Source organism: Streptomyces macrosporus (genome assembly GCF_039533145.1).
GTDB classification, from domain to species: Bacteria; Actinomycetota; Actinomycetes; order Streptomycetales; family Streptomycetaceae; genus Streptomyces; species Streptomyces macrosporus.
The window spans coordinates 210,002-232,942 of sequence record NZ_BAAASZ010000003.1; the positions used below are offsets into that span (position 1 = coordinate 210,002).

17 protein-coding genes and 3 pseudogenes are annotated in these 22,941 nt (G+C 73.4%); 8 read left to right on the top strand and 12 right to left on the bottom strand.

All coding sequences use genetic code 11. The annotated features are described in order from the left end of the window. Positions 1 to 76 precede the first annotated feature (76 nt). From ABD335_RS01370 to ABD335_RS01380, 3 genes and pseudogenes are all read left to right on the top strand, one after another. Entirely contained in the window at positions 77 to 1,069 is a 993-nt protein-coding gene (locus ABD335_RS01370; RefSeq protein ID WP_344320123.1) for a hypothetical protein, read from the top strand. Positions 1,070 to 1,306: 237 nt separating this feature from the next. Next, a pseudogene (locus ABD335_RS01375) lies at positions 1,307 to 1,660 on the top strand (cupin domain-containing protein); the annotation flags it as partial. A 575-nt stretch (positions 1,661 to 2,235) separates the two neighbouring features. Beyond that, complete coding sequence (locus ABD335_RS01380; RefSeq protein ID WP_344320124.1) at positions 2,236 to 3,996, top strand: multicopper oxidase family protein; 1,761 nt, start codon at positions 2,236 to 2,238, stop codon at positions 3,994 to 3,996. A 121-nt stretch (positions 3,997 to 4,117) separates the two neighbouring features. Here ABD335_RS01380 and ABD335_RS01385 read toward each other — a convergent pair whose 3' ends face one another. Further along, on the bottom strand, positions 4,118 to 4,678 hold the full coding sequence (locus tag ABD335_RS01385) for an NAD(P)H-dependent oxidoreductase (protein ID WP_344320125.1): 561 nt from the start codon (positions 4,676 to 4,678) through the stop codon (positions 4,118 to 4,120). Between the two features lie 173 nt (positions 4,679 to 4,851). Between ABD335_RS01385 and ABD335_RS01390 the strand changes: the two genes are divergently transcribed. Next, on the top strand, positions 4,852 to 5,430 hold the full coding sequence (locus tag ABD335_RS01390; RefSeq protein ID WP_344320287.1) for a TetR/AcrR family transcriptional regulator: 579 nt from the start codon (positions 4,852 to 4,854) through the stop codon (positions 5,428 to 5,430). 220 nt (positions 5,431 to 5,650) lie between these two features. On the opposite strand, the gene ABD335_RS01395 is transcribed toward ABD335_RS01390, so the two are convergent. Beyond that, positions 5,651 to 6,124 carry a hypothetical protein gene (locus tag ABD335_RS01395; protein WP_344320126.1) on the bottom strand — a complete coding sequence of 158 codons (474 nt, stop codon included), beginning with the start codon at positions 6,122 to 6,124 and terminating at the stop codon, positions 5,651 to 5,653. A 303-nt stretch (positions 6,125 to 6,427) separates the two neighbouring features. On the opposite strand from ABD335_RS01395, the pseudogene ABD335_RS01400 reads away from it, so the two are divergent. Continuing rightward, a pseudogene (locus ABD335_RS01400) lies at positions 6,428 to 6,604 on the top strand (IS5/IS1182 family transposase); the annotation flags it as partial. Here the strand turns inward: ABD335_RS01400 and ABD335_RS01405 are convergent. Then, entirely contained in the window at positions 6,573 to 7,139 is a 567-nt protein-coding gene (locus ABD335_RS01405; protein ID WP_344320127.1) for a hypothetical protein, read from the bottom strand. The pseudogene ABD335_RS01400 and the gene ABD335_RS01405 overlap by 32 nt on opposite strands. 584 nt (positions 7,140 to 7,723) lie before the next feature. On the opposite strand from ABD335_RS01405, the gene ABD335_RS01410 reads away from it, so the two are divergent. Continuing rightward, positions 7,724 to 8,164 carry a VOC family protein gene (locus ABD335_RS01410; protein WP_344320128.1) on the top strand — a complete coding sequence of 147 codons (441 nt, stop codon included), beginning with the start codon at positions 7,724 to 7,726 and terminating at the stop codon, positions 8,162 to 8,164. A 346-nt stretch (positions 8,165 to 8,510) separates the two neighbouring features. Here ABD335_RS01410 and ABD335_RS30715 read toward each other — a convergent pair. Continuing rightward, a pseudogene (locus ABD335_RS30715) lies at positions 8,511 to 8,711 on the bottom strand (GTP-binding protein); the annotation flags it as partial. Positions 8,712 to 9,074: 363 nt separating this feature from the next. Between ABD335_RS30715 and ABD335_RS01420 the strand changes: the two are divergent. Further along, positions 9,075 to 9,926 carry a putative protein N(5)-glutamine methyltransferase gene (locus ABD335_RS01420; protein ID WP_344320129.1) on the top strand — a complete coding sequence of 284 codons (852 nt, stop codon included), beginning with the start codon at positions 9,075 to 9,077 and terminating at the stop codon, positions 9,924 to 9,926. Between the two features lie 28 nt (positions 9,927 to 9,954). Here the strand turns inward: ABD335_RS01420 and proP are convergent, their stop codons facing one another. The 4 genes from proP to ABD335_RS01440 all read right to left on the bottom strand — a co-directional run bounded on the left by proP (position 9,955) and on the right by ABD335_RS01440 (position 17,256). Continuing rightward, positions 9,955 to 11,451 carry a glycine betaine/L-proline transporter ProP gene (proP, locus tag ABD335_RS01425; protein ID WP_344320130.1) on the bottom strand — a complete coding sequence of 499 codons (1,497 nt, stop codon included), beginning with the start codon at positions 11,449 to 11,451 and terminating at the stop codon, positions 9,955 to 9,957. A 151-nt stretch (positions 11,452 to 11,602) separates the two neighbouring features. After that, on the bottom strand, positions 11,603 to 14,197 hold the full coding sequence (locus tag ABD335_RS01430; protein WP_425583525.1) for a glycoside hydrolase family 9 protein: 2,595 nt from the start codon (positions 14,195 to 14,197) through the stop codon (positions 11,603 to 11,605). Between the two features lie 375 nt (positions 14,198 to 14,572). Further along, positions 14,573 to 15,835, bottom strand: a complete 1,263-nt coding sequence (locus ABD335_RS01435; protein ID WP_344320131.1) for an NAD(P)-binding domain-containing protein — start codon at positions 15,833 to 15,835, stop codon at positions 14,573 to 14,575. Positions 15,836 to 15,852: 17 nt separating this feature from the next. Then, positions 15,853 to 17,256 (bottom strand): carboxylate--amine ligase, encoded by a 1,404-nt coding sequence (locus ABD335_RS01440; RefSeq protein ID WP_344320132.1) that lies wholly within the window; start codon positions 17,254 to 17,256, stop codon positions 15,853 to 15,855. A 262-nt stretch (positions 17,257 to 17,518) separates the two neighbouring features. On the opposite strand from ABD335_RS01440, the gene ABD335_RS01445 reads away from it, so the two are divergent. Then, the gene (locus ABD335_RS01445) at positions 17,519 to 18,679 is read left to right on the top strand and encodes a glycoside hydrolase family 26 protein (protein WP_344320133.1); all 1,161 of its coding nucleotides are present in this window, start codon (positions 17,519 to 17,521) and stop codon (positions 18,677 to 18,679) included. A 41-nt stretch (positions 18,680 to 18,720) separates the two neighbouring features. Here the strand turns inward: ABD335_RS01445 and ABD335_RS01450 are convergent, their stop codons facing one another. The 4 genes from ABD335_RS01450 to ABD335_RS01465 form a co-directional block, all read right to left on the bottom strand. Beyond that, entirely contained in the window at positions 18,721 to 19,845 is a 1,125-nt protein-coding gene (locus ABD335_RS01450) for a GNAT family N-acetyltransferase (RefSeq protein ID WP_425583516.1), read from the bottom strand. Positions 19,846 to 19,949: 104 nt separating this feature from the next. Continuing rightward, a complete protein-coding gene (locus ABD335_RS01455) occupies positions 19,950 to 20,843 on the bottom strand; it encodes a YveK family protein (RefSeq protein ID WP_344320134.1) in 894 nt (297 codons plus the stop codon). An 8-nt stretch (positions 20,844 to 20,851) separates the two neighbouring features. Continuing rightward, entirely contained in the window at positions 20,852 to 22,075 is a 1,224-nt protein-coding gene (locus tag ABD335_RS01460; protein WP_344320135.1) for a glycosyltransferase, read from the bottom strand. Positions 22,076 to 22,127: 52 nt separating this feature from the next. Next, complete coding sequence (locus tag ABD335_RS01465; RefSeq protein WP_344320290.1) at positions 22,128 to 22,862, bottom strand: polysaccharide deacetylase family protein; 735 nt, start codon at positions 22,860 to 22,862, stop codon at positions 22,128 to 22,130. Between the last annotated feature and the right edge of the window lie 79 nt (positions 22,863 to 22,941).

A 22,941-nucleotide genomic window follows, 5' to 3' on the forward strand; every position in this document is an offset into this window, starting at 1 on the left:
GTGGCGCAGCGACCAGTCTGGCGGCCGTCGCGCCGTCGCGGGTCCACGGGGCGTCGGCGTGCAGTAGCGTCCCGCCATGCCGAAGATCGAACGTTCCGACGCCACCGCCCGTCCGCCCTCCTCCCCGCGCGGGGTGCGCTCCGTCCGACGTCCCCGGACATCGACCGCGGCGGTGGGCGCCGTGTGCGCGGCGCTGCTGGTGTCGGGCTGTTCCTCCCCCGACTCCCCGGAGGCGGCGGAGAAGGACCCGTCGGGGCTGCTGACCGCCCTGGCGCACGCGGCCCCCGGGAGCGAGACGGCCGGGACCATCGCCTTCACGAACAGCGCCGAGTTCCGGAAGCTGTACGAGGACGATCCGAAGTGGTTCGGCTTCACCGATCCGCTGGGAAGCCCGGTGCTCAACCCGCCGTACCAGGCGCCCGGGGACCACGGGTTCGATCCGGCGGACGTGGACCTGTCCCTGCTCCTGGGGTACCGGACCGGGCTGCTCCTGGGCTCCTTCGACGCGGAGAGGACCGTCTCGGAGTTGAAGGCCGACGGGTACCGGCAGCGCGAGCGGGACGGCCGCACCGTGCTGGTGGCGCCGGACGAGGAGCGGCCGGGGCCGGATCTGTTCCTGGAGGTGTCGGACCGGGAGATCGCGTACGGAAGGCGGGCGGAGGACCTGGACCGGGTCGACGCCGACCGCGAGGGCTCCCTCGCGGAGGACCCCGAGTACCGGTGGCTGAGCGACTGTCTGGGGAAGGTCTACCGGGCGGACATCACCCACCGGGGCGACGGGGAGACCGTCTCGCTCGTCGCGATCGGACAGGTCGCCGGGGCGCCCGGCGGGACCTCCGGGGTGATCTGCGCGCCGCTGGAGGACGAGAGGACCGCCGAGCGGGCCGCCGAGGCGCTGGAGGAGGTCGTCGAGGAGGAGGCCGACCGCTACCGGGGGTCGGAGGTGACCGTGGTGCGGGGCGATCGGCCCGGGGTGAAGGTGACCGTCCCCGACCGCCCGGAGCACCGGCGGGCGGGCCGGCTGCTGACCGCCGACCTCAAGCTGCTCATGGCGCTGGACGCGCTGTGACGCCGGGCCCGCCGGTCGCGGGCCGCCGCGCGGGCGTGCGCCGTCGACGTGCCGGCGGGGGTGCGCCCCTCCCGTCCCTCCCGCCCCTCCCGCCCGGCGGCGGCTCCGCGCCCCGAGGGGGACGGTCCGTCAGGCGGTCGCCGCGGCGGGGACGGAACCCGGCGAGTGGGGATGCCCTGTCCGCTCACCGCCCCGAGAGCGCATCATGGACATATGGCGCGAAACGGAGGTTCGGCCATGTGGGAAGTCGCGACCATCGGCAAGCCGGACGAGCGGCGCGACTTCCCCCGTGGCCACCTCGACGCCCTCCACCTCTCGGGGCTGGACTTCGCCGTGGCCACGTTCGAACCCGGCCGGCGCCGCTCCGAGTCGGTGAGGCCGATCGCCGGGACGGACAGCCGCCGGGTCCACCACGACGGCTACGCGGTGCGGGGGCGGACGCGCATCCGCAGGGACGACGACCGGGAGTCCGAGGTCGGACCCGGCGGCGTGTTCGTGTGCCCGCCGGGGCACGACGCCCGGATCGTCGGCGACGAACCGGTCGTGGTGCACGACTTCGCCGGCTCCATGGCCCGGCAGTACGCCACGGCACAGCGGGAGGAGCACCCCATGACGTTCGTACAGATCATCGAGTACGAGACCACGCACGACGAGGAGATGATGCGTCTGTGGGACGAGTGGACGCGGATGACGGAGGGGAAGCGGACCGTCGCCCGTGAGGTGCACGGCAAGGACCGCGAGAACCCCACCCACTACGTGGACATCGTGGAGTTCCCCTCCTACGAGCAGGCGATGAAGAACAACGACCTGCCCGAGACGCAGCGCGTCGCCGAGCGGTTCCGGAGCCTGTGCAGCAAGGAGCCGCGCTTCGTCAACCTGGAGGTCGTCGAGCAGATGCCGTGAGACGCGCGGCCACGGGCGCGGGGCGCGGAGGTACGGCCTCCGGCCCCGTCTCGTCCGTTCCGCGCCTCGTCCGTCCCGCGTCTCGTCCGTCGACCGAGGGGCGCCGGCCGGGGGCGTTTCGGAGCCTGGCGCACTGGGAATAATTATCACTCTTTGTCGCTCTTTCAGCGCCTTTCGCCCGACCAATCAGCACATCCTTGTCCCCCTTGCGTGGATCATCACGGAGTGCCCAGCGATCCACGACCACGAGGGGAAGACAGGCTGTGGACAGAAGACGGTTCCTCCAGGCGACGTCACTGACGGGGGGCGCCCTGCTCCTCCCCCACCCCGGCGCGTCTCCCGCCCGGGCCACACCGGGCGGCGGACTCCCCCCCGTCGACCACCCGCTGCACCTCACCCCGATCGCCGACCCCGACGCCATCCCCCGGTTCGTGAACGAACTGCCGCGGCCCTCGCGCATCAACCTGCCGAACGGCGGGAACCGGACCCTCGTCATGAGCCCGACCTGGCAGGACGTCCTCGGCGGCGGGCCGGGACCGAGGACGCCGGTGTGGGGCTTCGGGCAGGCCGGGGGCCTCGGCGGCACGTCCGTGACCTGGCCCGGCCCCACCATCGTGGCCCGCAAGCACAGGCCCGTGCGGATCCACTGGGCCAACGCCCTGCCGTTCGAGCACCTGCTTCCGGTGGACACCACGATCCACTGGGCCTACTCCCACACCCACCACACCATCGCCGACCACGGCGTGCCCACCGTGGTCCACCTGCACGGCGGACACACCGGCCCGGACGACGACGGCCACCCGGAGGCGTGGTACACGCTCGGCGGCGCCACCGGACCGCGCTTCACCGGGACGCGGTTCCGCTACGACAACGACCAGGAGGCCGCCGCCCTCTGGTACCACGACCACACGATGGGCCTCACCCGGCTCAACGTCTACGCCGGCCTGGCCGGGTTCTACCTCCTGCGCGACGACCGGGAACTCGCGCTGATCGAGCAGCACCGGCTGCCCGGCGGGCCCTACGAGCTGGAGCTGATGATCCAGGACCGGACGTTCCACCCGGACGGGCGGCTGGCCTACCCCGACATCCCCGACACCTCGTCGGAGTGGCCGGGCGGGCCGTCGATCCGGCACGAGTTCTTCGGACAGGTGATCACCGTCAACGGCAAGGCGTGGCCGTACCTGGAGGTGGAGCCCCGCCAGTACCGGCTGCGGCTCCTCAACGGGTCGAACTCGCGCTTCTACCGGCTGTCGGTGGACGGGCGGTGGCCGTTCCCCGTCACCCAGATCGGCGCCGACAACGGCTTCCTCCACCGGCCGCACCGGCTCGACGGGCCGCTGGTGATCTCCCCCGGCGAACGGGTGGACCTGGTCGTCGACTTCCGGGACCACCGGGGGGCGGTCCTCGAGCTGACCAACGACGCCCCGACGCCCTTCCCGAAGGGGGCGCCCGTCGCTCCGCCCGCCGACAAGGTCCTGCAGTTCCGCGTCGACCGGCCGTACGACAGGAGGGTCCCCGAGCCGCGGCTGCCCGAGGCGCTCCGCGGGGCGCCGTACCGGGTCGCGGGGACCCCGGCCCGGACCCGCCGGCTGCTGCTGCTCGACGGCAGGGACGAGTTCGGGAGGCCGAAGCCGCGCCTGGGCACCGTCGAGCACGGCGCGCTGGGGTGGGACGATCCGATCACCGAGAACCCGCGGGTGCGCACCGTCGAGGTGTGGGAGGTGTTCAACACCACCTACGAGACCCACCCGGTCCACCTCCACCTGGCGCACTTCCAGGTCCTCGGCCGGGCTCCCTTCACCGCCACCCGGGACCCGGAGACCGGCGCGCTGTCCGACATCCGCGTCGGCCCGGCCCAGCCGCCGGACGCCGGCGAGCTGTGCCCGAAGGACACCGTGATGGCGCCGCCGGGCCGGGTCACCCGGATCAAGGTGTGCTTCGACAAGCGCGGCGTCTACGTCTGGCACTGCCACATCCTGGAGCACGAGGAGCACGAGATGATGCGCAACTACGAGGTCGTCTGACCGGCGTCCGACAGCGGGACGGCACAGGACGACGGAACGGCACGGGGCCCTCTCCGGTTTCGGAGAGGGCCCCGTGCGGTGTTCCGCGCTCCCCGACGGGGAAGCCCGACGGGAGAGGGCGTCAGGCCGCGGACGGCTCCACGGCCGCCGCGAGCTTCCTCAGGACCTCGGTGACCTGCTCGACGACCTCGGCGTCGTCGGCCGGGTGGGTCTCGGAGAAGCGGCCGATCGAGTTGGGGATGGACAGCTTGACGTCCTCCAGGACGGTGCCGCCCGCGATGCCCACGGCCTTGCGGGCCTCGTCCTGCGCCCACACGCCGCCGTACTGGCCGAAGGCGGTGCCGACGACGACCACCGGCTTGCCCGACACGGCACCGGCGCCGTAGGGGCGGGACAGCCAGTCGATCGCGTTCTTCAGGACGGCCGGCATGGTCCCGTTGTACTCGGGCGAGAAGAGCAGGAGCGCGTCGGCGGCGCCGGCGGCCTCGCGCAGCCGGGCGGCGGCCTCGGGCACCGAGCCCTCGACGTCGAGGTCCTCGTTGTAGAAGGGGACCTCGGCCAGCCCTTCGTAGACGGCGAGCTCGACGCCCTCGGGGGCGTGCTTGGCGGCGGCCTCGGCGAGCTGGCGGTTGTGCGAGCCGGCACGGAGGCTGCCGACGAGACCCAGGATGCGAACGGCCATGGGGGTGATCTCCAAACGTGATGACCGGCGAGAGCTAAGCGGACCGTGGTCCGTATGGCTTTCTAACACGATAACCGGACCGTGGTCCATTTTCTTCCCGGCCGGTACCCTGTGAGCTTGTGACCCCCTCCGCGCCGCTCGACGACGAACGGACCGGCCGACCGGCACTGCCCATGGCCGGTCAGACGCCACCCATGCGCGCGGACGCGGCCCGCAACCGGACGCGCCTGCTGGAGGCCGCCGCCCGGTTGGTGGCCGAGCGCGGAGCCGAGTGCCTGACCATGGAGGCCGTCGCCGCCGCCGCGTCGGTCGGCAAGGGCACCGTCTTCCGCCGCTTCGGCGACCGCACCGGCCTGATCATGGCCCTCCTGGACCGTTCCGAACGCCTCTACCAGGAGTCCTTCCTCTCCGGCCCGCCGCCCCTGGGCCCCGGGGCGCCTCCCGTGCGACGCCTGGAGGCGTTCGGCGTGGCCACGCTCAGGCACCTGGCCGCCCACCGGGAACTGCTGCTGACCGCCGAGCCGGAGGCGTGCCGCCGCCTCGACTTCGCCCCCCGCCACGCCCGCATCGCCCACGTCACCGCGCTGCTGCGGGAGGCCGGCGTCGACGGCGACACCGAACTGCTCGCCGAGGCCCTCGTGAGCTACCTCGACGTCGCGCTCCTCCACCACCTCACCGAGCGGCGCGGCATGTCGCTGGACCGCCTGGAGGCGGGCTGGCACGACCTGGTGGCCCGCGTCACCCGCGACTGACCTCGCGCCCCGGCCGTCTCGTCACGGCCACCGGCGCCGGGTCACGGCCGTCTCGTCACGGCCACCGCGACGGCAGGGGCCGGAGCGCGGTCGCCGGACCCGTACGGGCCTGCCCACCTCGGCCCGTAGTCCCTCCCCGAACGGCAGCCGCGCCCACATGGCGCCGTGGAACCGTCCCGCCCGTACGCGCTCGCGGGGGCGAACCGGCTCCCCTCGGGCGTCAACGCTCCGCCGAGGGCTCGAGCCACCTCGCGTCGAGGTCGGCGCACTCGATCCTGACCGACGAACCGCTCAGCGCGAACTCGTGGGAACAGCCGCCCTCGACCGGCAGGATCTCGTCGAGGAGCACGGTGCCGTACCCCTCGTCCTCGTCCCACGGATGTTCGTCCTCGACGATGTCGACGCGACGCACGCCCGTGTACTCGACGACGAGTCCCGAGACGTGCTTCCAGGGGTTCGGGGAGAAGACGAGCCGCAAAGCCCCCACGTCCATCGCCGACATCCCGATCTCCGACAGCCGGAGGTCCTTCACACAACGCTCGCCGGGGAAGTCGTAGTGCGCGGGATCCGTCGCGAACCTCCTCGCGCCCTCGGGGAGTCGATCCCGGAACTCGGCGAGCCGCCGCAGGTATTCGCGGGGGTCCGTCCAGAACCCGCGGTGGCTCTCCTCCCACCTGGCCACGACGTACTTCACCGGACCACTCCTCCCCCGCGGCGACGACCCCGGTCCCGGGGACCTCCCGGAACGCGCCGCGCAACCGCTTCGGGAACTCCTCGGAAGCGCCGACGACACCGCTCGGAGCGCATCTCACCGACGACACCGATCCTGATCACGCAGCACACGCTCCTCCGAACAAAGCCGAGCGCCCGGCCCCCGCGGGCCGACCTCTTCGCGGAGTCGTTCCCGCTCCCTTTCCCCGTGTGCCGCATTTGTCGGACCGTCGGCTCCACGCCGCCAAGCCCCGTCGCCGCAGTCCTCCTCGGGCACGAGGCCGAGGGGCTGTTCGGCGACCCGCCCACCGGTTTCGACCGATCCTGATATGCCCTCAGAAACGAGGCGGAGCGGACCGTCAACGCGCTCGAGGGCTTCCGGGCCGTGGCCATCAGGTACGGCAAGAGAGCCCGTGTCGTCCAGGGCACCGTCACTCTCGCCGCGATCGGGCTTTGGCTGAGGGAAGGATCTGTCCCCGGTACCGCCCCCACCAGGCCGGGGACACGCTCAACGCCCATATGTCGCCCGCTTGATGGGCCTCTGGGTCGTCGACACCGTGGCCGTCGTCCCCGTAAGGGTCGGGGTCGTCGATGACGAAGACGCGGGCGCCGGACTCGGGCACGCGATAGCGGTGGACGTCCCCCGAGAGGTCGTCGGGCTCGACCGTGCACCCCAGAGAAAGGATCACGGACCGCACTTCCTCAAACCGGACGCGGGGCGTGAACTCTCCGTACTCGCGTACCAGGGACGGCGGCACACAGTGGCCGTGGACCAACCGGTGGACCTGCACACTGATCCCGAAGCAGGTCATGGGCCCGTCGGCGTCCGAGAAGGAGAGTTCGACCAGCCCGTAGTCCCGGCGCAGCAGCCCCTGACCGGGATCGTCGAGGTAGTCCGGCCCCACTGTGGCCTCCCATGCGTCGGGCCCGGATCCGATTCCGATCCCGAGGACGTCGCAGGACGTGGCGACGTGGGCGTAGAAGTCCAGATCGGACACCCACTGATCTCCTTGGTCGGGGGCAACGTGTGGACCAAACCGTAGCGAGGGCACGAGTCCGGAGCCGTGGAGCGGCGCAGACACCGCGTCAGGATCGGCCTGTGCGGACAGCACCCGTCCGGGACCAACCGCTCCACAATCGTCACGCCCCAGGATCGCGGAGCCGGGTGAGACGACTTCTCAATCCGCGTTCGAGGTCTCGAACCTGCTCGAGTCGGACCGGTGACGACGCGCGGGGCGGGGCTCGGGTGAGGAGCCGGAGAGCGGGAGAGTCTTCGCCGGTGGCGAGCGGCCGGCCACGCCAGGACCTCTCCGCCACCCATCGGCGCGGGATCACTGCGCCCCCTTCCGACCGGGTGTTCTGCGCGCGATGTGCGGGGTGGTGCGCAGGGTGCGCCGACAGCAGCGTGGGCTCGACGCCGTCGCGCTCCCGGACTGATGCGGCCACCACACATACGCCCCAGCAGCGACCCGAGGGTGTCGGTGATGCCGAACCGCTCACGGTCGTCGACCTTCTTGCCCGTGTCGCACCCCTGGATCTTGCAACGACGCCGGTGCGACATTCGACCCCTATGATCGGGAATATGGCGATTCAGCGGATGGATCACGTCGGCATCGTTGTCGACGACCTTGAGGCTGCCACGGCGTTCTTTGCCGAACTCGGCATGGAGTTGGAGGGCGAGGCACCAGTCGAGGGACGTTGGGTGGACCGTGTCGTCGGGCTCGACGACGTCCGAGTCGACATCGCGATGATGCGGACCCCGGACGGTCACGGCCGGCTTGAGCTGACGAAATTCCATACGCCGAGGGCGGTCGGCTCCGAGCCGGAGAACGCGCCGGCGAACACGTTGGGCCTGCGCAGCATCATGTTCGCCGTCGAAGGCATCGAGGACGTCCTTGCCCGCCTGCACACCCACGGCGCCGAACTCATCGGCGGACTGGAGCAGTACGAGGACGGCTATCGGCTCTGTTACGTCCGCGGCCCCGAGGGCATCATCGTGGCGCTGGCCGAGCAGCTCGACTGACGGCTGCCGCAGGGGGCGTTCGCCCAAAGAAACATTCGGGCACGGTAGCGGCAAGATCCGCGGCAAGTCCGCCGCCCGTCAACGAGCCCGGCCCCTCGAGGACATCAAGCCCGGCACTTCTCGAACACGTTCTGGTACCGAGGGCGTCGGTCCAGGTGCGGGGGGTGTGGACGTAAGCGGTCCGTTCCCCGGCCGGGTCACGTTCGGTCGTGAAGACGGTTCCGGACACCGGGCCGTCGGCGTCCCCTCCGGTCGCGGGCCGCGGTTCCCCGATGCCCGCGTCGGTGATCGCCGGGCCGAGGAACCCCGGATGCGCGGGCGTCGCGGCATCCGCATCGGCGCGCGGGGTCCGCGCCCGCACGCCCTCGACGGCGGAGACCACCGGCACGGCGCCGTCGAGCACGTGCAGCACCCGTTCCACGATCGCGAACGGCACCACGGCGGGCTGGACGGCGATGCCGCGCCGCCGGTCGAGCGCCGGGGAGTCGGTCCGGCCGGCCTCGCCGACGCCGACACGGGTCAGAATTCCGAGGCCGAGTGTGCGCACCGGGCGTCATGTCCTTCGGGCGGGTGACGGGGTTCCTCGCCGCTGGGACACGACGGTCGCCCTCGTCCCCGCCTCCTGGGTTCGCTCGGCCGCGTCCGGCGAGTGCGGCGAAGGGTCACCCGGGGCCCGCCGCCTCCGGCTCCCGGCCCGCACGGCGTGCTCGCCCCGTCGTCGCCTCGCCCTCGCCACGTCCTCTCGCCCGTCCCGATCGGGTAGTGTGTGGGCACCTCGACAGCAGACGTCCGCGGGAGGTGAGACCCATCAACGCCAGGTCAGGCCGGGTGCTCTCGCCTCGTGTCGTCGCGGTTCCCGTCGCGTAGGCGGCCGGGAGAGAGCGCCCCTCCGGTATCCCGAGAGGCTCCTGTGTCGCTTTCCCCCTCCTCTTCTTCCTCCCCTTCTCCTTCCTCTTGCCCGTCCCCGTCCGATGTCGCCGCCAGGCTCCGGGCCTCCGGCTGCGTCTTCGCCGACGACGAGGCACGTCTGCTGCTCTCCACCGCCCGGACGCCGGACGAGCTCGCCGCCATGGTGGACCGGCGGGTCGCCGGACTGCCCCTGGAGCACGTCCTGGGCTGGGCGGAGTTCCACGGGCTGCGGATCGCCGTGGACGCCGGGGTGTTCGTACCCCGGCGTCGCACCGAGTTCCTCGTCCGGCAGGCCGCCGGCCTCGCCCGTCGGGCCGCGGGCCGGCCCGTGACCGTCCTCGACCTGTGCTGCGGTTCGGGGGCGTTGGGTGCCGCGCTGGCCGCCGCCCTGACGGAGCACGGGGTGCCCGTCGAACTGCACGCCGTCGACGTCGACCCGGCCGCGGTGCGCTGTGCCCGCCGCAACGTCGCCCCCTTCGGCGGCCGGGTGTACCGGGGCGACCTGTACGGGCCGCTGCCCGCGGCGCTGCGCGGCCGGGTCGACGTCCTGCCGGCCAACGCGCCCTACGTGCCCACCGGGGAGATCGGGCTGCTGCCCGCGGAGGCCCGCGTCCACGAGCCTCGGGTCGCCCTCGACGGCGGCGCGGACGGTCTGGAGGTGCAGCGGCGGGTGATCGCCGGGGCGCCGGAGTGGCTGGCGCCGGGCGGCTCGCTGCTGGTGGAGACGAGCGGACGCCAGGCGCCGCTGACGGTGGAGGCGGTCACCCGCGCCGGGCTGGTGCCGCGGGTGATCGCCTCCGAGGAGTGGGACGCCACCGTCGTCGTCGGCACCCGGCCCGCCTCCGCGGACTGAGCCGGGCGGGGCCGGGACCGGTACGTCGTCAGAACGGGGGCCTGCGGTCGTGCTGCTCGGCGGCCAGCCTGCGCGCCTCCTCGTGGGTGGCCACCGAGGGCGGGGAGCCCTCCAGCGGCCTGCGGGCCGTCTCCTTCATCAGCGCGACCGCGACGACTCCGACGAACGCGGCGGCCATCGTGTAGTAGGCGGGCATCAGGTCGCTGCCCGTCCAGTCGATCAGCGCGGTGATCACCAGAGGCGTGGTGCCGCCGAAGAGCGAGGTGGACACGTTGTAGGCGATCGCCAGCGAGCCGTAGCGCACGGGCGTGGGGAACATGGCCGGGAGGGAGGCCGACATGGTGCCCAGCAGGCACACCAGCGACAGACCGAGCAGGCCCATGCCGGTGGCCACCGCGATCAGGCCCCCCTGTTGGACCAGCAGGACGGCCGGCAGGGAGAACAGCAGGTAGCCGAGCATGCCGGTCATCAGCAGCGGCTTGCGGCCGTAGCGGTCGTTGAGCCGGCCGACCTGGTTGATGACGGCCATCATCACGACCATGGTGCCCAGCAGGGCCAGCAGCCCGCGGGCCTCGCTGTAGCCGAGCTGGTCGGTGAGGTAGGTCGGCATGTACGTCAGCAGCATGTAGTTGGTGATGTTGTACGCGGCGACCAGTCCGACGCACAGCAGCAGCATCCGCCACTGCTCCGCGAAGATCCGCTTCACCGTCCGCTTCGGCACGCTCTCCGTCGCCGGCTCGACGCCCGCGGGCTCGGGGCCGGTGGCGTGCTTCTCGATCTCCTTCTGGAAGGCCGGGGTCTCCTCCAGCTTCAGCCTCAGGTAGATGCCGACCGCGCCGAGCGGGCCGGCGGTGAGGAAGGGGATGCGCCAGCCCCAACTCGTCATGTCGGCGTCGCTGAGCACCAGCTCCAGCACGGTGACCAGGCCCGCGGCGGCGATGTAGCCGCCCAGGGTGCCGAACTCCAGGAAGCTGCCGTAGAAGCCGCGCTTCTTGTCGGGGGCGTACTCGGCGATGAAGGTGGCGGCGCCGCCGTACTCGCCGCCGGTGGAGAAGCCCTGCACCAGCCGGAAGAACAACAGCAGCAGCGGGGCCCACAGGCCGATGGTGTCGTAGCTCGGGATGAGGCCGATGCAGAAGGTGCCCAACGCCATCAGGATCATGGTCAGCGCCAGGATCTGCCGGCGGCCCACCCGGTCTCCCAGCGGCCCGAAGAACAGACCGCCGAGCGGCCGCACCAGGAAGGCCACGGCGAACGCGGCGAAGGACGACAACAGCTGGGCGGTGTCGTCGCCGCCGGGGAAGAACACCTCACCGAGGGTGACGGCGAGGTAGGCGTAGATGCCGAAGTCGTACCACTCCATGGCGTTGCCGAGAGCTGCCGCCTTCACCGCGCGCCGAACGAGTCCCTCCTCGGTGACGGTGATGTCGCTGCGGCGCAGCGGCGGGTTCCGGCGCCGCCTGATGGCCCTGCGCAGGTGGTGGTGGCGTGTGGCCGAACCCGTTTCGCGATCCTCGCTTCCCATGGCTGGACGCGTACCCGCACGTGGGAGGGCATGCGCGGTGCATCACCGGGTCGGGTGGGAAGCGGCGGGAGGGCCGGGCGCCCCGTGCGGGGTGCCCGGCCCTCCTGTCGGATGGCGCCGGTGGTGCGGGTGGCGCCGGCGGTGTGTCGGACTACTTGACGGTGCACGCCTTGCCGTTGAGCGAGATGGCGGTGGGGTTCGCCGCCTGGCTCCCGGCGGTGCCGTTGAAGCCGAAGCTCACCGTGCCGCCCGTCGGGATGGTGCCGTTCCACTGGACGGGCTTGGCGACGACGTTCCGCCCCGTCTGGGTGATCTGGGCGTTCCACGCCTGGGTGATCTTCTGGTCGTCCGCGAAGGACCAGGTCAGCTCCCAGCCGCTGAGCGTGACGGTGCCGGTGTTCTTCACCGCCACGTTGCTGGTGAAACCGTTGTTCCAGCGGTGCGAGGTGTAGGTGACCTCGCAGGACGGGGTCTCGCCCGGCTCTCCGGGGTCCTCGCCGCCGCCGGGACCGAGGTCGTCCACGTAGGAGGCGATCCAGGCCAGCGGGGCGTTCCAGTTGATGGTGATCTCGTTGGTGGCCCAGGACTCGATGTCGTCGATGTAGCACATCGCCGGGGCGCAGCCCTTGAGCTTCTCCTGGGCGACCGGGTCCTGGATGTCGACGTTCGGGCCGCCGGCGACCGAGCCCGGCGCGGGGTTGGGCAGGTCGGGGTCGAGCTGGTGGGCCCAGAACCGGTGGTGCTGGTTGCGGGAGTCCCGCTCGCCGTAGCCGGTGACGTAGGACTGGTTGAGCGGGTTGCGGCCCAGCAGGTAGTCCAGGCCGCGCAGCACCGCGTCGCGGTAGACGCCCTCGCCGGTCAGGTCGTGCGCGGTGGCGAGGACCACCATGTTGTTGAGGACCTGGCTGTTGGAGCCCCACACGTAGTGGTTGTTCTCCGGGGCGTAGGGCACGCCGTAGGCGGCGCCGCGGGAGTCGGCGGCGTAGCCGTCGGCGGCCTCGGTGACCAGCTCGCGCACGGCCTTGAGCTGGGCCTCGGTGAGCTTGTTGGGCACGGTGGCCAGGCTCAGGGCGCCCAGGCCGGCGGTGGAGCCCCAGGAGAGGCCGCCGCGCGGGAAGACGGCCTCGGCGTCGCCGTGCAGCGGGGAGTTCAGGACCTCCTGGCGGTAGGTGTCCTTGCCGGTGGTGATGAACAGCTCGGCGGCGGCCCAGTAGAACTCGTCGCCGACGTTGTCGTCGCTGTAGGCTCCGCCGCCGGTGCCGTCGTTGGGGTCGGCGAGCTTGTTCGGGTACTTCTTGGCGGCGGCCCAGGCGGTCTCGGCGGCCTTCAGGCACCGGTCGGCGAAGGCCGCGTCGTGGGGCTTGAACAGGCGGGCGCACTGGGCGGCGGTGGCGGCCACGTTCAGGGTGGCGGCGGTGGACGGCGGGTGCAGTTCGCGCGGCTGCGGGTCCTGGTCGGGGCGCATCGGCAGGCCGGTCCACGCCTTGTCGTGGATCTTGTGGTGCGCCATGCCGGCGAACTCCTCGCCCGCGGGCACCATCATCTTCATCATGAAGTCCATCTGCCAGCGGGCCTCGTCCAGGACGTCCGGGACGCCGTTGCCGCGCTCGGGCACCCGCAGCTTTCCGTCGCCGAGCTTCTCGCCGTCGGCGTCCTCGGCGGTGAGGGTGCGCTCGTAGGTGGACATCACCTGGGCGACGGAGATGCCGCCGTTGACGACGTACTTGCCGTGGTCGCCGGCGTCGTACCAGCCGCCGGAGACGTCGAGGGTGTAGTCGCACACCCCCGGCTGGCACGGGACCTTCGTGTCGCCCTGGTTGGGCGCCACGCCCACGTGGCCGGCCGGGCGCGCGTACTTCTCGCCGACGAGGTCGGCGTCGATCTCGATGCCGCTGCGGTTGTGGTAGAAGTACGCGAGCGCGTCCGAGCGGAGCGACCCGTACAGGTCGTCGCCGATGTCGAAGGGCTCGCTGGTCTCGCCGTCGATGGTGACGGTGTAGCCCTCGCCGGCCTCGGTGAAGTCGCCGAAGTCGAAGGTGTGGACGTGCTGCCGGGAGGTCGGGTCGACGCCCTTGGGAGTGGTGGTGCCGGTCGCCTGCGTGGCGCCGGACGCGTCCTTGAGGGTCCAGGTCAGGGGGCTGGTCTTGTCGGTGACGAAGGTGCCGCTCTTGGGTCCCTCGGTGAGGTAGCCGACCTGGTTGACCCGGACGGGCGACCCGGTGTCGGGCTCGTACACGGGCGGCTCGGCGCCGCCGGTGAGCGAGACGTCGTCCACGCAGAAGGTGTACGCCTCGTCGCTGCCGCCGATCTGGAAGGCGAGCTGGGCGGCCTCGTGGTCGGCCTTGGCGGTGAAGACGTGGGTGACGGTCCGGGCCTCCGTCCCCACCTGGTCGGCCGAGGAGTGCTCCGTGGTCCAGGGCTCGGCGGCCATCTGCACGTTGGTGCGGATGGTGATGGGCGCGGTGGCGCTCGCGGTGAAGCTCAGCTCGTAGCCCTCGCCCGCGGTGAGGGGGATGTCGTTCTGCCCGACGATGGCGTCCCACGGGTTCTCCGTGCCGGCGGGCACGTCGGCGCACAGGCGTCCGTCCACGATCTTGCCGGGGCTGTTCTCCGTCCACCACCAGCCGGTGGTGCCTGCCGAGAAGTCGCCGTTGGTTATGAGTTCGGGCCCGTCGGCGGCCTCGGCCGCGACGGCGGGCGCGGTGAGGACACCGGCCAGCAGTCCGGCGGCGGCCAGCGCGCCCAGGACGCGGCGTCCGCCGCGGCGTGGGCGGCCCGACGCGTGGGGCTGGCGGGGCGGAAGTGGTGTCACAGTTCGGTCCTTCCGGCGGGGGGTGAAACGGATGGGGACGACGCGACGGCATGCGGGGCGGCGCCCCGACACGATAGTGGGAGCGCTCCCATGCATCGTGGGGGGCACGGCAGGCGGCGTCAAGACGTGTGACAGGACGAACGGCTGTTCCGCACGGGCCGGCCCCGTCCCGCGGCGACCGGCCGGCACGAGAGCGCCGGGCCGCCGGGAACGGGGCCGGGTTCGGGGTGGGGGTCGGAAGTCGGGGTCGGCGGGGGATCGAGGGGGGGCCGGGTGGGCCGGGACGGCGGTCGGGGTCGGGTCGGCGGATCAGCCCAGGGAGGCGGTGACCCGGGGACGGGAGGAGGGCCGGGTGCCGGGCACCGCGGTGGGACGTCGGCCGCTCACGCGCCGCCGTACGCCGCGCACCAGTCGCTCCGCCGTGAAGGCGGCCCCGTAGACGAACCGCATGGAGGGGCCGAACGACGGGGCCGTGAGCAGCCCGGCGAAGAACAGCCCCGGCACGGAGGACTCGAAGCGGCCGTCCACCTCCGGCGCCCGGCTGGTCCCCGCCAGCCGCAGGCGGTTGCGCACCAGCGGGTCCAGCAGGCTCAGCCGCCCGATGTCCGGGACGAAGCCGGTGGCGGCCACCACGTGGTCGGTGTCCAGCGTGGTGCTCGTCCCGGCGGCGGTGTCCAGCGTCAACCGCACTCCCCCGCCCGCCGGGATGGCCGCCCGCAGCCGCTGCCCGAGCAGCACGGGGATCTTGCTCTCGACGCGCTCGCGCAGCCACCAGGCGCCGGCCGGGCCCAGGGCCGTGGCCGCGATCCTGGCCCGCAGGGCGCCGGGCAGCCGGCGGACCGCCCAGGGGGCCTCGGACCACACCCAGCTCGGCCAGCCGGTCCCCAGTCCGCAGTGCGGGTCGAGCAGGGAGCGCAGCGGGGAGCGCTCCAGGGGCTGCGGCGGGGTGTTCCAGTTGACGTGGTCGGCGCGGGCCACCACCCGGGGGTGGGCGCCGCACTCGGCCAGCAGCGCGGCCGTCTCCAGGGCCGCCTGCCCGGCGCCGATCACCGTCACGTCCCGGTTCCGGAACCCGGCCAGGTCCCGGTGGTGGCTGCTGTGCGAGGCCAGTTCGCGGGGCAGCGCCCGCAGGGCCTCCGGACGGTGGACGAAGGGCATCACGCCGATCGCCAGGGCCACGGTCCGGGTCGTGATCGTCTCGCCCTTCTCGGTCTCCACCAGGAAGCCGTCCGCCTGGGGGCGTACGGAGGTGACCGTGTCCTCCTCGACCCGCGGCACGGTGCGCTCCCCGAACCACAGGCCGTAGTCGGTGAAGACGCCGATCGGCAGCGGTTTGCCGTGCTCGGCGCTCAGGCCCCGCGTGGCGCAGTAGGCGGCCAGGGTGTGCTCGCCGGCGGGGTCGGACAGGTTGGAGGACCAGGGTTCGGACTTGAGGAACATCCCTTCGGGCATGTGGTCGCGCCAGGAGGCCATCGGGCGGCCGAACGTGCGCAGGTGGAGCCCGGCCGCCGCCGCGTGGGCCGCGATCGACAGTCCGTAGGGGCCCGCGCCCACCACTACCAGGTCGTACATGGTTGGTTCCCGCTCTCTCATCGTCGTGAGGGTGTCGTGCCGTTGTCTCCGGCGTGTTGGTGGGCACCGGAGCGTTCCGGCCGCGCGGCTCCCCCGGGCGCCGGCTCGGAGCGCCGCTGCCGGGGCGGCCCCAGGACGCGCCGCCGCGTCCGCCGCAGGGCCTTCCGTCCGCCCTGTCCCAACCAGGTGGTGGTCATGGCGAGGAAGGGGGCCGGGTCGTCGGTGGCGAACCAGGCGGTCTCCGTCTCCCGCCGGCCGCCCGACTCCGAGGACGTCCGGCCGCGCCGGGCGGCGAACGGCCGGGCCGTGGTGGGCAGTGTCACCAGGGAGGAGAGCAGGGCGTAGTTCTCCGCGACGAAGACACGGCCCGGCACGGGCGCGGACGGGGTGACGGTGCGTCCGGTGAGGTCCAGGTGCAGGGCCCGGACGACGTCCAGTCCCGCCCGGTCGGTGAACAGCCTGAACTGCGCGCCGGGGCGGGGGTTGAAGTCCAGCAGTTGGTAGGTGCCGGTGGCGGGGTCGAACCGGAAGTCCAGGTCGAGGATGCCCCGGTAGTCCAGGTGCTCGGCCAACCGGTGGGCCGCCGCCTCGACATCGGGGTTCGGCAGCCACCGGCCGACGGCCGTCAGCCCGGCGCGCACCGGCCAGGAGTGGTCCTTGCGTCCGGCGCCGCCGATCAGGCAGGCCGCCCCCTCGCCGAAACAGCCGTGGAAGAACCAGTCGGTTCCCCGGCCGCCGGGGACGAGGCGCTGGAGCAGCAGCGGACTGCCCGCCTCACCGCTGCGCGCGTACAGGGCGCGCGCCTCCTCGGCCGCGCCGACCACGGTGGTGCTGCGCAGTCCGCTGCCGTGGGGCAGCAGCCAGGGGCGGCTCCACTTGGCGATCAGGGGGAACCCCAACTCCTCGGCGGCGGCGGCCGCTTCCGCGGCGCCGCGCGGCACCACGGTCGTCGGGTGCGGAACGTCCAAGCGCGCGCAGAGTTCGGCGAGTTCCGCCTTGTCGGCCACCCGCTCCGGAAGTCCGGGCGGTTGGGCGGGCAGCAGGAAGCGTCCGGAGAGGCGGTCGGCGAGGCGGGCCGTGGCGATGGCCCCCATGTCGTCCATGGGGATCAGCACGGCGGTGCGTCCGATGCGGTCCGAGATCTGACGGAGCGTCCGCTCCAGCCGGTCGTCCGACATCCCGTCGGCGACGGCCGTCTCGCCCGTGCGGTGCGTGCCGTACGCGCCGTCCGTCGGCAGGTGGTGTCCCCGGTACAGGTACCGGGAGCGGCCGATGGGGCAGTGCGGGGAGTCGACGACGGCGTGGACCTCGACACCGGCGCGGCCCAGGGACCTGATGGCCCCCAACGTGCCGTGGTGGAAGGGGTTCCGGTCGAGCCGTAGCAGCAGTACGGGTACTTCGGTGTCGAACGGTGGCGACATGGTTCGGTTTCCTCGGTTTTCCTGACGGTGTTTCGGGAGACCTCGTCCGCGGTCTCGCCGATTGTCGGGTTCTTAACGTTGACAGCGCGCACGGTTTTCGTCGCCCGGCTCGTCCGAGTGAGCGACGAAAATCGCGAACGGGTTATCGGAAAGCAGTCGGGCGGCTCATTCTGCAGATCCTCCGATTAGTGTCGGAACGGAACGGGCGCGGGGGCCGAGAAAAACGGCAGGCCGTTTCCGGCGACGCAGCAAGGAGGCACGCATGCCCCATCGACACCGCAGGCCGGGCGGGTCCGGCCGGCACCGCAGACCGACGGCGCCCCGGCGACGCCGCCGGCTGACGACCGCCTGCGTCGGAGCCGTCACCGCCGGAGCGCTCGTGGCGGGCGGTGCCGTCGCGACCCACACGTGGCAGGACGACGGCGCGAAGCCGCTGCCGAAGGTGTCCCCCCGCATCGCCCTGGGCGCCTTCCTGGGCGCGGGCTCCGACGGGGTGCGGCGGACGGCGGAGCTGAGCCGGTGGCTCGGCGGCGCGCGCGTGCGGGTGGGGCACACCTACATGCCGGGCGACACCTGGGAGCGCATCGAGGGCAACCGGGACTTCCTGCGGCCCTGGGCCGAGTGGCGGCGGGCCGAGCCCGACCGGATGCTCGTGCTCAACGTGCCGATGCAGGCGCGCAACGAGGCGGGGCTCCCCGACCACGAGGTGCGCCACCTGATCCGCCGGGGGGTCGACGGCCACTTCGACCGCCACTTCCGCACCCTGGCCGAGCACCTCGTCGCGCTGGGCGTGCCCGACACGGTGATCGTGCTGGGCTGGGAGATGAACGGCGTCACCTACACCCACCGCTGCGCACCGGACCCGCAGGGCTGGAAGGAGTACTGGAGGCGCATCGTGGCCACCATGCGGTCGGTGTCCGGTCAGAAATTCCGTTTCGATTTCGCGCCCAGTCGCGGAAGGGACGCCATCGGCTGGACCGAGTGTTATCCGGGCGACGACGTGGTGGACATCATCGGAATGGACTCCTACGACCAGCCGCCGGGCGAGGACTTCGACGACCAGGTGAAGCAGCCCTTCGGCCTGCAGCACCAGGTGGATTTCGCCAGGGAACGCGGAAAACCCATTTCCTATCCCGAGTGGGGACTGTTCCGCAGGGGCGACAACGCCGAGTACGTGCGCCGCATGCTGGAGTGGATCGACCGGCAGAAGCCGCTCTACCACACCATCAGCGACTACTGCCCGCACGGCGTGTGGCGGTGTTCGCAGAACCCGAAGTCCTCCGCGGTCTTCCGGGAGATGCTGACCCCCGACGGGCGCCGGCCCGGACGCCCGGGGTTCTGCGTGGACCTGGGCGGCTGGTTCGGGGGACTGTTCGGCGACCGGCGCCTGTGCGTCGACTTCTCCTGGGGGCGGAGGTCCTAGCCCGGGTGCGGGCGGCCCGGGTGCCGGGGCGCGGTGTGCCCTCACCACGCCCCGACCAGGCTCGCGCACCGGCGGTACGTCCGGTGCCACCAGGCGTCCGGGCTCGGATCCCGGCCCCGGAGCTCCTCGGCCAGGCGGGAGCGGGCCCTTCGCAGGTCCGTGTGGAGCCGCAGCGCGGGCTCCAGGGCGGGGTGGGCCAGCAGCAGCCGCCGGTTGACGACGGTCTCCGGCCGCCAGTGGAACTTGTACGGTTCGGTGCCGCGCAGCAGGCTCAGCACGCCGCGGCCGGTCTCCGCCGCGTACGAGGAGTCGTGCCGCAGCAGCATCACCGCGATGTCGGCCCTCGCGCGCAGGTCGGGGTGGGCGCCGTAGAGGTAGCCGCCCACCAGGCCGGGGGAGAGCAGCAGCACGTTGGCGGCCATGACCCGGCCGTCGATCCGGTACTCGGTGAGCCGGGCGGCGCCGTCGCCCGCCATCGCGGTGAGGGCCCGGATCAGGTGCTCGGCGAACCGCGGCCTGAGGTGTTCGGGGGTGATCCCGCGGTCCCGCCACTGCAGGACGTGCAGCCGGAGCAGCGTGGCGACCGCCGCGGGCACCTCCCGTCCGGGCACCACGCGGTGCTCGATGCCCGCCCGGTCGAGCCGGCGGAGCTTGCCCCGCGTCCGGCGGGCGCCGGCGGCGGACATCCGGGCGACGAGGTCGCCCACCGGGAGGCCGGGGAGTTCCAGGCACACCGAGTCCGTCAGCCTGCGCCGGGGGCCGGGCCAGTGGTCGTACAGCAGCTCGGCGCGGCCTCCGGGACGCACCTCCCGCAGGTCGACCACGGCGGTGCGGGCCGCCCGGTGCAGGCCCCGGGCGAGCGCGGCGGCCGCCTCCTCGGCGCAGGAGTCGTCCAGCAGCACGTCGCAGAAGTCGGTGATGGCCCCGCCGAGCGGCACCAGGACGGGCAGCGGACGGAACGCCAGCATCAGCGGGGCGGCGCCGACCAGTTCGCCGGCCCGGTGCACCAGCACCAGCCTCAGCCGCCCCGGAACGCCGTAGGACAGCCACCACGAGTACAGCCAGGCGTGCCGCTGGAAGGGGGTGGCGGCACCGCAGCGGCCGTGGAGGTCGTCCCACCGCGGGGCCAGGCCGGCGAAGCGCGCGGGATCGCGGCACAGGGTCACGCGCAGGGGGACGGACGCCGTCGCGCGGTGCGTCGGGGCAACGGTCGTCGGCGGGTCCGCCGTCCGGTGCGCCGGTCCGGGTGCCCGCGGGGTCGCCCGAGTGGTCATCGGACGGACCGCCGGTTGCGCCGGCGGCGCTCTCCCTGCGGCTTCCCCGGGGCGGGGGTCGAGGGGGTGCCCATGGCGGCCGGGGCGGGCTTGGTCGGGGCGGGCTTGGTCGGGGCGGCCACCGTGGCGACGGGCGCGGGCTTGACCGGCGCGGCCACCGTGGCGACGCGGCCGGGCGACGGGGCGGGGGCCGCGGGTTGTTGGGCGTCCCGGTCGTCGTGGCTCGCGGGGGCGGGGACGCCGGGGCTCTGCGGGACCTCCGGCTCACGGCGGCCCCGGGGGGCGGCGAGACGGACGAGGGAGCCGACGAGTCCGCCGGCGCACAGGCCCACGGCGGCGGAGAGCGGTACGGAGGGCGAGGTGGGTTCGGTGGGGTCGAAGGCCGGCGCGAACAGCGACAGCTGCACCCCCGTGCTGCCGGTGGCCAGATTGCCGCTCCTGGCCAGGGCGTTGGCGACGGCGTTGGAGACGGCGGCGGCGCGGTCGGGCCTCGACGCGATTCCGGTGATCTCCACCATGGGGGCGTCCGGGGAGGTCGCCGACCGCACGCTGGCCCTCAGCTCGTCCACCGACATCCCCGCCGCCGCCCGCGCCTCGGTCAGGACGGCGCTGTCGGTGGCGACGCGGCCGTACGCCTGGGCGAAGCCGAGGGCCGTCGCCGAGTCCGAGCCCGCTCCGGGCACCACGACGACGTAGCTGGTCGCGGTGTACTCGGGCGTGGCGAACAGGCCGTACGCCGCCCCGCCGGTCAGCCCCAGCAGGGCTCCCAGGGCCGGCGGCCCCCAGGCGGGCAGGGCGGAGCCGCGCCACGGGCGCCATGAGCGCAGCCGGTCCAGCGGGCCGGGGCGTCCGGACGGTGCGGTGGTTCGGGTCGTGCGCGACGTGGTCAAGACGGGGTTCACCTCTTCGTGGGTGCGGATGTCGGTGCGGGCGTCCGCGCGGGTGTTCCGGGCGTGGACGGCGCGGGCGCGGGGACGCGGGCCGAGGCGCGGGCGACGGCACGTCGGTGGAGTTCCTCGTAGAGGGTCGTGAGCCGGTCGGCGCTGCGGGCGACGTCGTAGTGGCGCACGGCCTCGCACACCGGCGCGCGGCGCATCCCCGCGGGCACCGCGGACGGCTCCCGCAGGGCGGTGACCAGGTCCTGGACGCCGGGCCCGACGCGGTGCGCCCCGGGGGCGTGGTCGGGCGGCAGCTCGTCGATCGCCGGGCAGGTCACGTGGAGCACGGGCAGTCCGGCCGCCAGCGCCTCCAGCACGGCCAGTCCGAAGGACTCCTCGGCCGACGGCGAGACGAAGACGTCCATCGCGCTCAGCAGGCCGGGGATGTCCGGGCCGTCGCCCTCGCCGGCGGCCACCGCTCCCCCGCACTCGCCCAGGAACAGGACGCGGTCGGTCACGCCGAGCCCGGCGGCCAGTTCGCGCAGCCGGACGCGCTCCGGGCCGTCGCCGACCAGCAGCAGGCGGGCTCCGGGCAGGTGGGCGACGGCCCGCACGGCGACGTCGAAGCGCTTGCCGGGGACCAGCCGGCCGACGCAGCCGACCACCAGGTCGTGGGCGGGCAGCCCCAGCCGCGCCCGCACGGCCGACCGCGCGATGGGGTCGAAGCGGAACCGCGCGGCGTCGATGCCGTTGGGCACCAGGCGGATGCGGGAGCCGGGCACGCCCCAGCGCCGCAGCCGGGCGGCGACGGTGGCGGAGACCGCGACGGTCGCGTTGCCCAGGCGCTCGGTGGCCAGGTACAGGGCGCGGACCCCCGGGGTGAGCGGACGTCCCTCGATCATCTTCTCGCCCAGGGAGTGCTCGGTGGCGATCACGGTCCGCACCCCCGCCATCCGGGCGGCGATCCGGCCGTAGACGCAGGCCCGGTACAGGTGGGTGTGGACGACGTCGTAGCGTCCGGCGCGGATCAGGTCCACCAGCCGGGGCAGGGCGGACAGGTCCCGGTTGCCGTTCATCCCCAGGTGGGTGACGGCGGTGCCGTCGGCCTCGATGCCCTCGGCGACCGCGCCGGGGTTGGTGAGGGTGACCACGTCGCAGCAGAGCGGCAGGTGGCGCAGGAGCAGCCGCAGTTGCTGCTCGGCCCCGCCCGCGCCGAGCCCGGTGATCAGGTGCAGCACCCTCATCGGCCCGCCCCCGTCCCGGTGCCCGCCTCGGGGCGCGCCCGGAGTGCCGGGGTCACCGTCCGGCCCCGGTGAGGGGGGTGCCGGTGGTCGGCGTGGTGGGCCCGCTGGGCAGGGCGCGGCGGCGCAGCGGGTGCAGCAGCCGCTTCGCGTACAGCCGCAGCGCGGTGTCCTCCTCGCCGACGTGGACGCGGGGCAGGGCGTGCGTCCCGGTCAGCGGGCCGGGGTCGATGGCGCAGCCGTACTCGTAGCCCGCCTCGCGCACGGCCCGCACCGCGCGGTGGTCGATCGTGCCGTACGGGTAGCAGAAGCCCCGCGCCGGGCGGCCGGTGATCTCCTCCACCAGCGCGCGGCTGCCCTCGGTCTCCTGGCGCAGGGTCTCGTCGTCGGTCCGGGTCAGGTCGCGGTGGAGCAGCCCGTGGGAGCCGATCTCCATGCCGGCGCCGACCGCGGCGCGGATCCCGGCCTCGGTCAGCAGCGGCTTGCGGGGGCCGAGCGGGTCCCACTCGTTGCTGCCGCCGAGCCGGCCGGGCAGGACGAACACGGTCGCGGTGCAGCCGTGGCGGCGCAGCAGCGGGACGGCCTCCTCGATGAAGTCGGCGTAGCCGTCGTCGAAGGTCAGGCCCACCAGGCCGGCGCCCCGGCCGGCCGCGCGCTCGCGCAGCAGCTCGCCCACCCCCACGCCGCGCAGGCCCCGCCGGCGCAGCCAGCGCAACTGGCGGTCCAGCCGGCCGGGCGAGACGGTGATGTTGTAGGGGTCCTCGGTGTGCTCGGCCACCGAGTGGTACATCAGCACCCACGGGCGCACCGGCCTCAGGCGGGGAAGCGAGGCGGTCGGCGCCAGGGGAACGGCGACGGGGACGGGAACG

Excerpts from the sequence above, each read along its gene's own strand:
- ABD335_RS01390 (WP_344320287.1), top strand. The coding sequence starts at position 4,852 with ATGGCCGGTCAGACGCCACCCATGCGCGCGGACGCGGCCCGCAACCGG.
- ABD335_RS01410 (WP_344320128.1), top strand. The coding sequence starts at position 7,724 with ATGGCGATTCAGCGGATGGATCACGTCGGCATCGTTGTCGACGACCTT.
- ABD335_RS01460 (WP_344320135.1), bottom strand. The coding sequence starts at position 22,075 with ATGAGGGTGCTGCACCTGATCACCGGGCTCGGCGCGGGCGGGGCCGAG.
- proP (WP_344320130.1), bottom strand. The coding sequence starts at position 11,451 with ATGGGAAGCGAGGATCGCGAAACGGGTTCGGCCACACGCCACCACCAC.
- ABD335_RS01385 (WP_344320125.1), bottom strand. The coding sequence starts at position 4,678 with ATGGCCGTTCGCATCCTGGGTCTCGTCGGCAGCCTCCGTGCCGGCTCG.
- ABD335_RS01445 (WP_344320133.1), top strand. The coding sequence starts at position 17,519 with ATGCCCCATCGACACCGCAGGCCGGGCGGGTCCGGCCGGCACCGCAGA.
- ABD335_RS01435 (WP_344320131.1), bottom strand. The coding sequence starts at position 15,835 with ATGTACGACCTGGTAGTGGTGGGCGCGGGCCCCTACGGACTGTCGATC.
- ABD335_RS01440 (WP_344320132.1), bottom strand. The coding sequence starts at position 17,256 with ATGTCGCCACCGTTCGACACCGAAGTACCCGTACTGCTGCTACGGCTC.
- ABD335_RS01465 (WP_344320290.1), bottom strand. The coding sequence starts at position 22,862 with ATGTACCACTCGGTGGCCGAGCACACCGAGGACCCCTACAACATCACC.
- ABD335_RS01370 (WP_344320123.1), top strand. The coding sequence starts at position 77 with ATGCCGAAGATCGAACGTTCCGACGCCACCGCCCGTCCGCCCTCCTCC.